The following is a 14,251-nucleotide window of genomic DNA, read 5'->3' on the forward strand; positions in this document are numbered from 1 at the left end:
ATGGTCCGGGTCAAGGTGAACGACCGCATCGTGGAGGTGCCCCCGGGGACGAGCGTCATGGACGCCGTCTTCCACGCGGGGTACGACGTGCCTCTCTTCTGCTCGGAAAAGCACCTCTCCCCATCGGGGCCTGCCGCATGTGTCTGGTGCGGATCGGCCTTCCCAAGAAGGGCCCCGATGGAAAGCCCCTCCTCAACGAGAAGGGCGAGCCCGAGATCCAGTGGCAGCCCAAGCTCGCCGCAAGCTGCGTGACGGCGGTGGCGGACGGGATGGTGGTGGACACCCTCTCGGACGTGGTGCGGGAGGCCCAGGCGGGGATGGTGGAGTTCACCCTCCTCAACCATCCCCTGGACTGCCCCACCTGCGACAAGGGCGGGGCCTGCGAGCTCCAGGACCGCACCGTGGAGTACGGGCTTTACGAGAAGTACTACCAGAAGGGCCCCCTGGAGCTTCCCGTCTACACCCGCTTTGAGTTCACCCGCCGCCACGTGGACAAGCACCACCCCCTCTCCCCCTTCGTCATCCTGGACCGGGAGCGGTGCATCCACTGCAAGCGGTGCGTGCGCTACTTTGAGGAGGTCCCCGGGGACGAGGTCCTGGACTTCATTGAGCGGGGAGTGCACACCTTCATCGGCACCATGGACTTCGGCCTCCCCTCGGGCTTCTCCGGGAACATCACGGACATCTGCCCCGTGGGGGCCCTTCTGGACCTCACCGCCCGCTTCCGCGCCCGCAACTGGGAGATGGAGGAAACCCCCACCACCTGCGCCCTCTGCCCCGTGGGGTGCGGGATCACCGCGGACACCCGCAGCGGCGAACTCCTCAGGATCCGGGCCCGGGAGGTGCCCGAGGTCAACGAGATCTGGATCTGTGACGCGGGCCGCTTCGGCCACGAGTGGGCGGACCAAAACCGCCTCAAGACCCCCCTGGTGCGGAAAGAGGGAAGGCTCGTGGAGGCCACCTGGGAGGAGGCCTTCCTCGCCCTCAAGGAGGGCCTGAAGGAGGCGAGGGGCGAGGAGGTGGGGCTTTACCTCGCCCACGACGCCACCCTCGAGGAGGGCCTCTTGGCCTCCGAGCTCGCCAAGGCCCTGAAGACCCCCCACCTGGACTTCCAGGGCCGCACCGCCGCCCCGGCGAGCCTCTTCCCCGCCGCCAGCCTGGAGGACCTCCTCCAGGCGGACTTCGCCCTCATCCTCGGCGACCCCACGGAGGAAGCCCCCATCCTCCACCTCCGCCTCTCCGAGTTCGTGCGCGACCTCAAGCCTCCCCACCGCTACAACCACGGCACCCCCTTCGCCGACCTGCAGATCAAGGAAAGGATGCCCCGCCGCACGGACAAGATGGCCCTCTTCGCCCCGTACCGCGCCCCCCTCATGAAGTGGGCCGCCATCCACGAGGTCCACAAGCCGGGAGAGGAGCGGGAGATCCTCCTCGCCCTCCTCGGGGACAAGGAGGGAAGCGAAACGGTGGCCCGGGCGAGGGAGGCCTGGGAGAAGGCGAAGAACCCGGTGCTCATCCTCGGGGCCGGTGTCCTCCAGGACACCGTGGCCGCGGAAAGGGCCCGCCTCCTCGCCGAGCGCAAGGGGGCCAAGGTCCTCGCCATGACCCCGGCGGCGAACGCCCGGGGCCTCGAGGCCATGGGGGTCCTCCCCGGGGCGAAGGGGGCCTCCTGGGACGAGCCCGGGGCCCTCTACGCCTACTACGGCTTCGTGCCCCCGGAAGAGGCCCTTAAGGGCAAGCGCTTCGTGGTGATGCACCTAAGCCACCTCCACCCCCTGGCGGAGCGCTACGCCCACGTGGTCCTCCCCGCCCCCACCTTCTACGAGAAGCGGGGGCACCTCGTGAACCTGGAGGGACGGGTCCTCCCCCTAAGCCCCGCCCCCATAGAGAACGGGGAGGCAGAGGGCGCCCTCCAGGTCCTCGCCCTCCTGGCCGAGGCCCTGGGGGTGAGGCCCCCTTCCGGCTCCACCTCGAGGCGCAGAAGGCCCTGAAGGCCAGGAAGGTCCCGGAGGCCATGGGCCGCTTCGCCTTCCGCCTCAAGGAGCTCCGGCCCAAGGAGCGGGCGGGCGCCTTCTACCTCCGGCCCACCATGTGGAAAGCCCACCAGGCGGTGGGCAAGGTCCAAGAGGCGGCCCGGGCGGAGCTTTGGGCCCATCCGGAGACGGCCCGCCTCGAGGCCCTGCCCGAGGGGGCCCAGGTGGCCGTGGAGACCCCCTTCGGCCGGGTGGAGGCCCGGGTGATCCACCGGGAGGACGTGCCCAAAGGCCACCTTTACCTCTCGGCCCTGGGGCCCGCAGCGGGCTTTCGGGTGGAGGGGCGCGTCCTGGTGCCCGCGGGAGGTGAAGCGTGAACTGGTCCTACCCCGTAGACCCCTACTGGATGGTGGCCCTAAAGGCCCTCTTGGTGGTGGTGGGCCTCCTCACCGCCTTCGCCTTCATGACCCTCATTGAAAGGAGGCTCCTCGCCCGCTTCCAGGTGCGCATGGGGCCGAACCGGGTGGGGCCTTTTGGCCTCCTCCAGCCCCTCGCCGACGCCATCAAGAGCATCTTCAAGGAAGACATCGTGGTGGCCCAGGCGGACCGGTTCCTCTTCGTCCTCGCCCCCCTCATCTCCGTGGTCTTCGCCCTCCTCGCCTTCGGGCTCATCCCCTTTGGCCCGCCGGGAAGCTTCTTCGGCTACCAGCCCTGGGTGATCAACCTGGACCTGGGGATCCTCTACCTCTTCGCCGTGAGCGAGCTCGCCGTGTACGGGATCTTCCTCTCCGGGTGGGCCTCGGGGAGCAAGTACAGCCTCTTGGGCTCCCTCCGCTCCTCGGCGAGCCTCATCTCCTACGAGCTCGGCCTGGGCCTCGCCCTCCTCGCCCCCGTGCTCCTCGTGGGCAGCCTCAACCTGAACGACATCGTGAACTGGCAGAAGGAAAACGGCTGGCTCTTCCTCTACGCCTTCCCCGCCTTCCTGGTCTACCTCATCGCCAGCATGGCCGAGGCCGCCCGCACCCCCTTTGACCTCCCCGAGGCGGAGCAGGAACTCGTGGGCGGGTACCACACGGAGTACAGCTCCATCAAGTGGGCCCTCTTCCAGATGGCGGAGTACATCCACTTCATCACCGCCAGCGCCCTCATCCCCACCCTCTTCCTGGGCGGCTGGACTATGCCCGTCCTCGAGGTGCCCTACCTCTGGATGTTCCTCAAGATCGCCTTCTTCCTCTTCCTCTTCATCTGGATCCGGGCCACCTGGTTCCGCCTGCGCTACGACCAGCTCCTCCGCTTCGGCTGGGGCTTCCTCTTCCCGGTGGCCCTCCTCTGGTTCCTCGTCACCGCCCTCGTGGTGGCCCTGGACCTCCCCAGGACCTACCTCCTCTACCTCTCCGCCCTAAGCTTCCTCGCCCTCCTGGGAGCGGTCCTCTACACCCCCAAGCCCGCCCGCAAAGGAGGTGGCGCATGACCCTGAAGGCCCTCGCCCAAAGCCTCGGCATCACCCTGAAGTACCTCTTCTCCAAGCCGGTGACCGTCCCCTACCCCGACGCCCCCGTGGCCCTGAAGCCCCGCTTCCACGGGCGGCACGTCCTCACCCGGCACCCGAACGGGCTAGAGAAGTGCATCGGATGCTCCCTCTGCGCCGCCGCCTGCCCCGCCTACGCCATCTACGTGGAGCCGGCGGAGAACGACCCGGAAAACCCGGTCTCCGCGGGGGAGCGGTACGCCAAGGTCTACGAGATCAACATGCTCCGGTGCATCTTCTGCGGCCTCTGCGAGGAGGCCTGCCCCACGGGGGCCATCGTGCTGGGCTACGACTTTGAGATGGCGGACTACCAGTACTCCGACCTCATCTACGGCAAGGAGGACATGCTGGTGGACGTGATGGGCACCAAGCCCCAGCGCCGGGAGGCCAAGATGACCGGCAAGCCGGTGAAGGTGGGCTACGTGGTGCCCTACGTACGGCCCGAGCTGGAGGGCTTCCGCGCCCCCACGGAAGGAGGAAAGAAGTGAGCCCCTTGGAAGCCTTGGCCCTCCTCTTCCTCCTGGGAACCGGGGTCCTGGTGGTGACCCTAAGGAACGCTATCCACGCCGCCCTGGCCCTGATCCTCAACTTCCTGATCCTAGCCGGGCTTTACGTGGCCCTGGACGCCAGGTTCCTGGGCTTCATCCAGATCATCGTGTATGCCGGGGCCATCGTAGTCCTCTTCCTCTTCGTCATCATGCTCCTCTTCGCCGCCCAAGGGGAGGTGGGCTTTGACCCCCTGGTGCGCTCCAAGCCCCTCGCCGCCCTTCTCGCTTTAGGGGTGGCGGGGGTACTCCTCTCGGGGCTTTGGGGGCTCAGGCTCGCCTTCACCCAGGACCTGAAGGGCGGGCTTCCCCAGGCCCTGGGGCCCCTGCTCTACGGCGACTGGCTCTTCGTCCTCCTCGCGGTGGGCTTCCTCCTCATGGCCGCCACAGTGGTGGCCGTGGCCCTGGTGGAGCCCGGGAAGGCCTCGAGGACCCAGGAAGCGGAGAAGCGGGAGGAGGTGGTGCGGTGAGCTACCTCCTCACCTCCGCCTTTCTCTTCGCCCTCGGGGTCTACGGGGTCCTCACCCGCAGAACCGCCATCCTGGTCTTTCTCTCCATTGAGCTCATGCTGAACGCCGCCAACCTCTCCCTGGTGGGCTTCGCCCGGGCCTACGGGCTTGACGGTCAGGTGGCCGCCCTCATGGTCATCGCCATCGCCGCCGCCGAGGTGGCGGTGGGCTTAGGGCTCATCGTGGCCATCTTCCGCCACCGGGAAAGCACCGCGGTGGACGACCTTTCCGAGCTTAGGGGGTAGCTATGGCGCTCTTATCCACCATCCTCCTTCCCCTTCTGGGCTTTGCCCTTTTGGGCCTTTTCGGCAGAAGGATGCAAGAACCCCTCCCCGGGGTCATCGCCTCGGGGCTCGTCCTCGCCTCCTTCCTCCTGGGGACGGGGCTACTCCTCTCGGGCGGGGCCCGCTTTGAAGCGGAGTGGCTTCCCGGCATACCCTTCAGCCTCCTTCTGGACAACCTCTCCGGCTTCATGCTCCTCATCGTCACCGGGGTGGGCTTCCTCATTCACGTCTACGCCATCGGCTACATGCACGGGGACCCGGGCTTTAGCCGCTTCTTCGCCTACTTCAACTTCTTCATCGCCATGATGCTCACCCTGGTCCTGGCCGACAGCTACCCGGTGATGTTCATCGGCTGGGAGGGGGTGGGCCTGGCCAGCTTCCTCCTCATCGGCTTCTGGTACAAAAACGCCCAGTACGCCGACAGCGCCCGCAAGGCCTTCATCGTGAACCGCATCGGCGACCTGGGCTTCATGCTGGGCATGGCCATCCTCTGGGCCCTCTTTGGAACGCTCTCCATCAGCGAGCTTAAGGAAGCGATGGAGGGCCCCCTGCGGAACCCCAGCCTCCTCGCCCTGGCGGGCCTCCTCCTCTTCCTCGGGGCCGTGGGCAAAAGCGCCCAGATCCCCCTCATGGTCTGGCTCCCCGATGCCATGGCCGGCCCCACCCCGGTCTCCGCCCTGATCCACGCGGCCACCATGGTGACCGCCGGGGTCTACCTCATCGCCCGGAGCTCCTTCCTCTATAGCGCCTTGCCCGACGTCTCCTACACCATCGCCGTCATCGGCCTCCTCACGGCGGCCTACGGGGCCCTTTCCGCCTTCGGCCAGACGGATATCAAGAAAATCGTCGCCTACTCCACCATCAGCCAGCTCGGGTACATGTTCCTGGCGGCGGGGGTGGGGGCGTACTGGGTGGCCCTCTTCCACGTCTTCACCCACGCCTTCTTCAAGGCCCTCCTCTTCCTGGCCTCGGGAAGCGTCATCCACGCCCTAGGGGGCGAGCAAGACGTGCGCAAGATGGGCGGGCTTTGGAAGCACCTCCCCGCCACCCGGTGGCACGGCCTGATCGGGGCCCTGGCCTTAGGGGGCCTGCCCCTCCTCTCCGGCTTCTGGTCCAAGGACGCCATCCTCACCGCCACCCTCACCTACCCCTTCGGGGGGTGGGCTTCTACGTGGGGGCGCTTCTCGTGGCGGTCCTCACCGCCATGTACGCCATGCGCTGGTTCGTCCTGGTCTTCCTGGGGGAGGAAAGGGGCCACCACCACCCCCACGAGGCCCCTCCGGTCATGCTCTGGCCCAACCACCTCCTGGCCCTGGGCTCGGTGCTGGCAGGCTACCTGGCCCTGCCCCACCCCCTGCCCAACCTCCTGGAACCCTTCCTGAAGCCGGCCCTGGCGGAGGTAGAGGCCCACCACCTCTCCCTGGGGGTGGAGTGGGGCCTCATCGCCCTCTCGGCGGCGGTGGCCCTTCTGGGGCTCTGGGCGGGCTATGTCTTCTTTCAGCGCAAGGCCTTTCCCGCCTGGTATCTGGCCTTTGAAGCGGCGAGCCGGGAGGCCTTCTACGTGGACCGGGCCTACAACGCCCTCATCGTAAACCCCTTGAAGGCCCTGGCGGAGGCCCTCTTCTACGGGGACCGGGGCCTCTTAAGCGGCTACTTTGGCCTGGGCGGGGCGGTGCGGAACCTGGGGCAGGGCCTCGCCCGCTTGCAGACCGGCTACCTTAGGGTTTACGCCCTCCTCTTCGTGCTGGGCGCGCTGGTGCTTCTGGGGGTGATGCGGTGGTAGTCCTGGCGGTCCTTCTACCGATGTTCTTCGGGGCCCTGCTCCTCCTGGGCCTACCCCGGGCCCTCGGGGTCCTGGGAGCGGGGCTTTCCTTCCTCCTCAACCTCTACCTCTTCCTTACCCACCCGGGCGGGGTGGCCCACGCCTTCCAAGCCCCCCTCCTCCCCGGGGCAGGGGTGTACTGGGCCTTCGGTCTGGACGGGCTTTCCGCGCTTTTCTTTCTCACCATCGCCCTCACCGTCTTCTTGGGGGCCCTGGTGGCGAGGGTGGAGGGGCGCTTCCTGGGCCTTGCCCTCCTCATGGAAGGGCTTCTCCTCGGCCTCTTCGCCGCCCGGGACCTCCTCGTCTTCTACGTCTTCTTTGAGGCGACCCTGATCCCTGCCCTCCTCATGCTCTACTTCTACGGGGGTGAGGGGCGGCTTAGGGCCCTCTACACCTTCGTCCTTTTCACCCTGGCGGGCTCCTTGCCCATGCTCGCCGCCGTCCTCGGGCCAAGCTGCTCTCGGGCAGCCCCACCTTCCTCCTGGAGGACCTCCTGGCCCACCCCCTCCAGGGAGAGGCCGCCTTCTGGGTCTTCCTGGGCTTCGCCCTGGCCTTCGCCATCAAAACGCCCCTCTTCCCCCTCCACGCCTGGCTTCCCCCCTTCCACCAGGAGAACCACCCTTCGGGCCTCGCCGACGCCCTCGGCACCCTCTACAAGGTGGGGGTCTTCGCCTTCTTCCGCTTCGCCATCCCCTTGGCCCCCGAGGGCTTCGCCCAGGTTCAGGGCATGCTCCTCTTCCTCGCCGCCCTCTCCGCCCTCTACGGCGCCTGGGTGGCCTTCGCCGCCAAGGACTTTAAGACGCTTCTCGCCTACGCCGGGCTTTCCCACATGGGGGTAGCGGCCTTGGGGGTCTTCTCGGGCACGCCGGAAGGAGCCCTAGGGGGGCTTTACCTTCTGGCGGCCAGCGGGGTCTACACCGGGGGGCTCTTCCTCCTTGCGGGAAGGCTTTACGAGCGGACGGGCACCCTGGAGATCGGGCGCTACCGGGGCCTGGCGCAGAGCGCCCCGGGCCTCGCCGCCCTGGCCCTCATCCTCTTCCTCGCCATGGTGGGCCTTCCCGGGCTTTCCGGCTTCCCTGGGGAGTTTCTGACCCTCCTCGGGGCCTACAAGGCAAGCCCCTGGCTTGCCGCCTTGGCCTTCCTCTCCGTCATCGCCTCCGCGGCCTACGCCCTCACCGCCTTCCAGAAGACCTTCTGGGAGGAGGGGGGGTCTGGGGTGAAGGACCTCGCGGGGCGGAGTGGGGCTTCGCCCTGCTTAGCGTCCTCGCCCTCCTCCTCATGGGGGTCTTTCCCGGCTACTTCGCCCGGGGGCTCTACCCCCTGGCGGAGGCCTTCGCCAAGCTTCTTGGAGGTGGCGCATGACCTTGGCGATCCTCGCGGTCTTCTCCGTGGCCTTGACCCTGCTCGGCTTCGTCCTCCCGCCCCAGGGCGTGAAACGGGCCACGCTCCTGGGCCTGGCCTTGGCCCTCCTAAGCCTCCTCCTCACCTGGGGGAAGCCCTTCGCCTTCGGGCCCTACCGGGCGGACAACATCTCCCAAGTTTTCACCCTCCTCGCCCTGCTGGGCGCCCTTTGGACGGTGGGGCTGGTGCGTACGCGGCGTTTTGAGTTCCACCTGCTGGTCCTCTACGCCGCCACCGGCATGCACCTTCTGGCCTCCACCCAGAACCTGGTCCTGATGCTGGTGGCCCTCGAGGCCCTCTCCCTCCCCCTCTACGCCCTCGCCACCTGGCGGCGGGGGGAGGGCCTCGAGGCCGCCCTCAAGTACTTCCTCCTGGGGGCCTTGGCCGCCGCCTTCTTCCTCTACGGGGCGGCCCTCTTCTACGGGGCCACGGGGAGCCTCGTCCTGGGCGCTCCCGGGGAAGGCCCCCTCTACACCCTCGCCTTAGGCCTCCTCCTGGTGGGCCTGGGCTTCAAGGCGGCCCTCGCCCCCTTCCACTTCTGGACCCCCGACGTCTACCAGGGAAGCCCCACCCCCGTGGTCCTCTTCATGGCCACCTCGGTGAAGGCCGCGGCCTTCGCCGCCCTCCTCCGGGTGGCCGCACCCCCCGAGGCCCTCGCCCTCCTCGTGGCCCTCTCCGTGGTGGTGGGGAACCTGGCGGCCCTGGCGCAGAAGGAGGCCAAGCGGCTTCTCGCCTACTCCTCCATCGCCCACGCCGGGTACATGGCCCTCGCCCTCTACACCGGAAACGCCCAGGCCCTGGGCTTCTACCTCCTCACCTACGTCCTGGCCACGGGCCTCGCCTTCGCCGTCCTAAGCCAGATCTCCCCGGACCGGGTGCCCCTGGAGGCCCTCCGGGGCCTCTACCGGAAAGACCCCCTCCTGGGCCTCGCCTTCCTGGTGGCCATGCTTTCCTTGCTGGGCCTGCCGCCCCTCGCGGGCTTTTGGGGCAAGTACCTGGCCTTCGCCGAGGCGGCCCGGGCCGGGGCCTGGGGGGTCTTGGTCCTGGCCCTCGTCACCAGCGCCGTGAGCGCCTACTACTACCTCGGGCTTGGGCTCGCCGTCTTCGCGCGAGCTGAGGAAACCCCCTTCCGCCCAGGCGCTCCCTGGGCCCGAGCCGCGGCCCTGGCCGCTGGGGTCCTCCTCCTTGCCTTGGGGCTTCTCCCCGGCCTCGTCCTCCCCGCCTTGGCCGCGGGGGTTAAGATAACCCCCTGATGCTGCGGCGCGCGCTGGAAGAGGCCATCGCCCAGGCCCTAAAGGAGATGGGGGTTCCGGTCCGCCTCAAGGTGGCCCGGGCCCCCAAGGACAAACCGGGGGACTACGGCGTCCCCCTTTTCGCCTTGGCCAAGGAGCTGCGGAAGCCGCCCCAGGCCATCGCCCAGGAGCTCAAGGACCGGCTTCCCCTGCCCGAGTTCGTGGAGGAGGCCATCCCCGTGGGGGGGTACCTGAACTTCCGCCTCCGCACCGAGGCCCTCCTCCGGGAGGCCCTCCGCCCCAAGGCCCCCTTCCCCAGGCGGCCCGGGGTGGTCCTGGTGGAGCACACCTCGGTGAACCCCAACAAGGAGCTCCACGTGGGCCACCTGCGCAACATCGCCCTGGGGGACGCCATCGCCCGCATCCTGGCCTACGCGGGCCGGGAGGTTTTGGTCCTCAACTACATTGACGACACGGGCCGCCAGGCGGCGGAGACCCTCTTCGCCCTCCGCCACTACGGCCTCACCTGGGACGGGAAGGAGAAGTACGACCACTTCGCCGGCCGGGCCTACGTCCGCCTGCACCAGGACCCCGAGTACGAGAGGCTCCAGCCCGCCATTGAGGAAGTCCTCCACGCCCTGGAGCGGGGGGAGCTCAGGGAGGAGGTGAACCGGATCCTCCTCGCCCAGATGGCCACGATGCACGCCCTGAACGCCCGCTACGACCTCCTCGTCTGGGAGTCCGACATCGTCCGGGCGGGGCTCCTCCAGAAGGCCCTCGCCCTCCTGGAGCAAAGCCCCCACGTCTTCCGCCCCCGGGAGGGGAAGTACGCCGGGGCCCTGGTCATGGACGCGAGCCCCGTGATCCCGGGCCTCGAGGACCCCTTCTTCGTCCTCCTGCGCTCCAACGGCACGGCCACCTACTACGCCAAGGACATCGCCTTCCAGTTCTGGAAGATGGGCATCCTGGAAGGCCTCCGCTTCCGCCCCTACGAGAACCCCTACTATCCCGGCCTCCGGACGAGCGCCCCCGAAGGGGAAGCCTACACCCCCAAGGCAGAGGAGACCATCAACGTCATTGACGTGCGCCAAAGCCATCCCCAGGCCCTGGTGCGCGCCGCCTTGGCCCTCGCGGGCTACCCAAACCTCGCCGAGAAGGCCCACCACCTGGCCTACGAAACCGTCCTCCTGGAGGGGCGGCAGATGTCGGGGCGGAAGGGGCTTGCCGTGAGCGTGGACGAGGTGCTGGAAGAGGCCACCCGGCGGGCCCGGGCCATCGTGGAGGAGAAGAACCCCGACCACCCCGACAAGGAGGAAGCGGCGCGGATGGTGGCCCTGGGGGCGATCCGCTTCAGTATGGTCAAGACCGAGCCCAAGAAGCAGATCGACTTCCGCTACCAGGAGGCCCTTTCCTTTGAGGGAGACACCGGCCCCTACGTCCAGTACGCCCACGCCCGGGCCCACAGCATCCTGCGCAAGGCGGGGGAGTGGGGAGCGCCGGACCTCTCCCAGGCGACCCCTTACGAGCGGGCCCTGGCCCTGGACCTGCTGGACTTTGAGGAGGCGGTGCTGGACGCGGCCGAGGAGAAGACCCCCCACGTCCTCGCCCAGTACCTCCTGGACCTCGCGGCGAGCTGGAACGCCTACTACAACGCCCGGGAAAACGGCCAGCCCGCCACCCCCGTCCTCACCGCCCCTGAGGGGCTGAGGGAGCTCCGCCTAAGCCTCGTCCAGAGCCTGCAAAGGACCCTGGCCACGGGCCTGGACCTCCTCGGCATCCCCGCGCCTGAGGTAATGTAGGCCCATGCGGGCCCTTCTCCTCCTAGCCCTCCTCCTGACCCTGGTCCTGGGGCAGCGCCTGGTCGCCCCCGAGGAGGTGGCCCGGGCCCAGGTGATCCAAAAGGCCCTCCCCGCGGTGGTGCGCGTCCAGGGAAGCACCCTTTCCCCCGGGGGGGAGGACGTGGTGGGCACGGGCTTCTTCGTGGGGCCGAGCCGGGTGGTCACCAACTACCACGTGATCCGGGACCTCAAGGACCTCACCGTCCGGCTCGCTGACGGGAGGACCTTTCTCGCGGAGCGCTACGCCGTGGACCCCGGGATAGACCTCGCCCTCCTCACCGTCCGGGGGGCGCGGGCCCCCAGGGTGCTGGCCTTCGCCCAGGTGGAGGCGAGGCGCCTCCCCCTGGGGATGGGGGTGGTCCTGGTGGGCTTCCCCTACGGCCAGGGGCCCCTGGCCTCCTTCGGCATCCTCTCAGGGGTAGGCCCCCTGGAGGTCCCCCTGCCGGACCCGAGCGTGGGCGCCGAGGTGGGGGAGTACCTCTTCACCGACGCCCCCCTCACCGTGGGAAACTCGGGAAGCCCCCTGCTCAACCTCCAGGGGGAGGTGGTGGGCCTTGTGGCCGACGTCATCGGGGGACCGGCCGGGATCGGGGGCATCGGCGTGGCCGTGCCCGGGGACCTGGTGGCCCAAAGCATCGCCGACCTGGAGCGCTTCGGCGTCCCCCAACGGGGGTGGCTTGGGGCCAGCCTCATCAGCCTGGACGAGCTCCCCCCCGTCCTCCTCCGGGCCGTGGGCCTCACCTCCACCCAGGGGGCCATGGTGGACCGGGTGGAGCCGGGAAGCCCCGCGGCCAGGGCCGGCCTCAAAGGGGCCCAGCGGGACACCCAGGGGAGGCTCCTCGCCCTGGGGGACGTGATCCTGGCCGTGGACGGGGTGGCGGTGAAGGACAAGGCGGACGTCGTCCGCCTGGTGGCCCAGCGCCGCCCCGGGGACCGGGTCCGCCTCACCCTCTGGCGGGACCGGAGGCGCCTGGAGGTGACCGTGGTCCTAATGGCCCGGCCACGGGAGTGAGGCCGGCGTGGGCTTGGGCAGGACGCTTCTCCTAGGCCTTCCGAGAGGCTATACCCTGAGGACGAGGCCATGCCCACCTTGAAGGAACTCTTCGCCCTCTTCGGGAAGGAAGCCCCGGAGGTGCCCGTCAGGGGCCTCACCCTGGACTCGAGGCGGGTGGAGCCCGGCTTCGTCTTCGTGGCCGTACCCGGGGTTCCCCTCCCCCACCGGAAGCCCCTGGACGGGCACGACTTCGTCCCCGAGGCCCTGGCCCGGGGGGCGGTGGCCGTGGTGGGGGAAAGGCCCCTCGCCCTCCCCGTCCCCTACCTCCAGGTGGCCGACGGCCGCCAGGCCCTCGCCCTCCTGGCCCGGCGCTTCCACGGGGAGCCGGACCGGAAGCTCCTCCTCGTGGGGGTCACGGGCTCCAAGGGCAAGAGCACCACGGCAAGCCTCCTCCACCACCTTCTCCAGCGGGCCCAGGGCGGAAGCGCCCTCCTCTCCACCGTGGGCCTCCGTCTGGGGGAGGAGGCCCGCCCCCCCGTGGGCCACTTCACCACCCCGGAAGCCCCCGAGGTCTACGCCTTCCTCCGGGAGGCGGCGGACCGCGGCCTGAAAAGCGCCGTGCTGGAGGTCTCCAGCCACGCCCTGGCCCTGAAGCGGGTGGAGGGCCTCACCTTCCGGGTGGGGGTCTTCGTGAACTTCTACCCCGACGACCACCTGGACTTCCACGGCACCGCCGAGGCCTACTTCCGGGCCAAGGCCCTCCTGGTGGAGCGGTCGGACCTCGCTGTCCTCGCCCGTAGCCTCCCCCACTTCCCCCGGCTCGCCCAGAGGCCCCACCTGAGCTTCGGGGAGGGAGGGGAGGTCTATGCGGAGGGGCTTCGGGAAACCCCGGAGGGCCTGGCCTTCCGCCTCCACACCCCCTGGGGGTCAGGGGAGGCCTTCTTGCCCCTCCTCGGGGCCTACAACCTGGAAAACGCCCTCGCCGCAAGCGCCGCCGCCCTGGCCCTGGGGGTGGGCCTCGAGGCGGTGCTGGAGGGCCTCGCCACCTTCCCCGGGGTGCCGGGCCGGATGGAGGTGGTCCTCAAGGCCCCCTTCCGCGTGGTCATTGACTTCGCCCACACCGGGAAGAGCCTGGAGGCCGCCCTGAAGACCCTCCGCCCCACCACCCCGGGGAGGCTCCTTTTGGTGGTGGGGGCGGCCGGGGAGCGGGACCCCCAGCGGCGCGTGGACATCGGCCGGGTGGCGGCCCGCCTCGCGGACAAGACCTTCTTCACCGAGGAGGACCACCGGGGCGAGGACCTCTTCGCCATCCTGGAGGCCATGGCCCAGGCGGCCCGGGCCGAGGGCGGGGTCTACGAGCTCGTTCCCGACCGGGAGGAGGCCATCCTCAAGGCCATCCTCGAGGCCCGCCCCGGGGACACGGTCCTGCTCGCCGGCAAGGGGCACGAAACCACCCTGGAGCGGGGCCAGGTGGCCCTGCCCTGGAACGAGCGGGAGGCCGCCCTCAAAGCCCTCCGGGCGCGGGGGCTTCTCTGACCAGCATCCCCTCGAGGAGAAGCCTGAGGTTCTTCTCCAGCTCCTCGGCCAGGTCCCGCCCCGGGGTGTAGGCGGCCCAGCGCAGGGCGGAGAGGAAGTAGAGGTCGGCCAAGGTGCGGCCCATGCGCTCCAGGGAGAAGTCCTGGCGCAGCACCCCCTGCTCCCTAAGGGGCTTCAGGATCTCGGCGATCAGGTCCCCCAGGGGCAGGGCCTCAAAGGCCGCCCGGGCCCGCACAGGGTCGGGGTTGAGGAGCTCGTAGAACATGGGCAGGAGGAGGTCCTTCTCCCGCGCCGTCCCCTCGGCCAGGACGCGGAAGAGGTGGCGCAGGACCTCCACGGGCTCCCTGCCCTGGGCGAGGAGGCGCCGCACCTCTTCCCGGAGGCCGGCGAGGAGCTGGCTCCCGTAGTCCAGAAGCACCGCCTCCTTGTAGGGGTAGTAGTTGAAGAAGGTGCCCCGGGAAACGTGGGCCGCCTTGGCGATCTCCGTGGCCGTGGTCTCCTGGAAGCCCCGGTCGCGGAAAAGCTCCATGGCGGCGCGGAAGATCCGCTCCCGCCGCCTTTTTTTCTGGTACTCACGCACGGCCATGGC

Annotated in this window: 9 protein-coding genes and 3 pseudogenes; 11 read left to right on the top strand and 1 reads right to left on the bottom strand. The window is 69.3% G+C overall.

All coding sequences use genetic code 11. The features are described from left to right. The 11 genes and pseudogenes from nuoG (at window position 1) to AV541_RS09310 (ending at window position 13,662) form a co-directional block, all read left to right on the top strand. Window positions 1–2,350 (top strand): annotated as a pseudogene (gene nuoG, locus AV541_RS09260) (NADH-quinone oxidoreductase subunit NuoG). Further along, window positions 2,347–3,444, top strand: coding sequence for an NADH-quinone oxidoreductase subunit NuoH (gene nuoH, locus AV541_RS09265; RefSeq protein ID WP_060384748.1), 1,098 nt, complete (start codon window positions 2,347–2,349; stop codon window positions 3,442–3,444). Before nuoG ends, nuoH begins: the two are co-directional and overlap by 4 nt. Then, the gene (gene nuoI, locus AV541_RS09270; RefSeq protein ID WP_008631054.1) at window positions 3,441–3,989 is read left to right on the top strand and encodes an NADH-quinone oxidoreductase subunit NuoI; all 549 of its coding nucleotides are present in this window, start codon (window positions 3,441–3,443) and stop codon (window positions 3,987–3,989) included. Before nuoH ends, nuoI begins: the two co-directional genes overlap by 4 nt. Further along, entirely contained in the window at window positions 3,986–4,516 is a 531-nt protein-coding gene (locus tag AV541_RS09275; protein WP_060384749.1) for an NADH-quinone oxidoreductase subunit J family protein, read from the top strand. Before nuoI ends, AV541_RS09275 begins: the two co-directional genes overlap by 4 nt. Next, complete coding sequence (nuoK, locus tag AV541_RS09280; protein WP_014630206.1) at window positions 4,513–4,800, top strand: NADH-quinone oxidoreductase subunit NuoK; 288 nt, start codon at window positions 4,513–4,515, stop codon at window positions 4,798–4,800. The genes AV541_RS09275 and nuoK overlap by 4 nt, the downstream gene beginning before the upstream one ends. Before the next feature lie 2 nt (window positions 4,801–4,802). After that, window positions 4,803–6,622 (top strand): annotated as a pseudogene (gene nuoL / locus AV541_RS09285) (NADH-quinone oxidoreductase subunit L). Beyond that, a pseudogene (locus AV541_RS09290) lies at window positions 6,616–8,023 on the top strand (complex I subunit 4 family protein). The pseudogenes nuoL and AV541_RS09290 overlap by 7 nt, the downstream one beginning before the upstream one ends. Continuing rightward, window positions 8,020–9,315: an NADH-quinone oxidoreductase subunit N gene (locus AV541_RS09295; protein ID WP_060384750.1), complete on the top strand. Its 1,296-nt coding sequence runs from the start codon at window positions 8,020–8,022 to the stop codon at window positions 9,313–9,315. The pseudogene AV541_RS09290 and the gene AV541_RS09295 overlap by 4 nt, the downstream one beginning before the upstream one ends. Further along, entirely contained in the window at window positions 9,315–11,093 is a 1,779-nt protein-coding gene (locus AV541_RS09300; protein WP_060384751.1) for an arginine--tRNA ligase, read from the top strand. Before AV541_RS09295 ends, AV541_RS09300 begins: the two co-directional genes overlap by 1 nt. Window positions 11,094–11,097: 4 nt before the next feature. Beyond that, entirely contained in the window at window positions 11,098–12,144 is a 1,047-nt protein-coding gene (locus tag AV541_RS09305) for a S1C family serine protease (RefSeq protein ID WP_060384752.1), read from the top strand. A gap of 69 nt (window positions 12,145–12,213) precedes the next feature. Then, entirely contained in the window at window positions 12,214–13,662 is a 1,449-nt protein-coding gene (locus AV541_RS09310) for a Mur ligase family protein (RefSeq protein WP_060384753.1), read from the top strand. Here the strand turns inward: AV541_RS09310 and fadR are convergent. After that, on the bottom strand, window positions 13,631–14,248 hold the full coding sequence (fadR, locus tag AV541_RS09315) for a TetR family transcriptional regulator FadR (protein WP_060384754.1): 618 nt from the start codon (window positions 14,246–14,248) through the stop codon (window positions 13,631–13,633). The genes AV541_RS09310 and fadR overlap by 32 nt on opposite strands. Window positions 14,249–14,251 lie beyond the last annotated feature (3 nt).

Source organism: Thermus parvatiensis (assembly GCF_001535545.1).
In the GTDB taxonomy this organism is placed as follows: Bacteria; Deinococcota; Deinococci; order Deinococcales; family Thermaceae; genus Thermus; species Thermus parvatiensis.

Excerpts from the sequence above, each read along its gene's own strand:
- AV541_RS09300 (WP_060384751.1), top strand. The coding sequence starts at position 9,315 with ATGCTGCGGCGCGCGCTGGAAGAGGCCATCGCCCAGGCCCTAAAGGAG.
- AV541_RS09295 (WP_060384750.1), top strand. The coding sequence starts at position 8,020 with ATGACCTTGGCGATCCTCGCGGTCTTCTCCGTGGCCTTGACCCTGCTC.
- fadR (WP_060384754.1), bottom strand. The coding sequence starts at position 14,248 with ATGGCCGTGCGTGAGTACCAGAAAAAAAGGCGGCGGGAGCGGATCTTC.
- AV541_RS09305 (WP_060384752.1), top strand. The coding sequence starts at position 11,098 with ATGCGGGCCCTTCTCCTCCTAGCCCTCCTCCTGACCCTGGTCCTGGGG.
- nuoI (WP_008631054.1), top strand. The coding sequence starts at position 3,441 with ATGACCCTGAAGGCCCTCGCCCAAAGCCTCGGCATCACCCTGAAGTAC.
- AV541_RS09310 (WP_060384753.1), top strand. The coding sequence starts at position 12,214 with ATGCCCACCTTGAAGGAACTCTTCGCCCTCTTCGGGAAGGAAGCCCCG.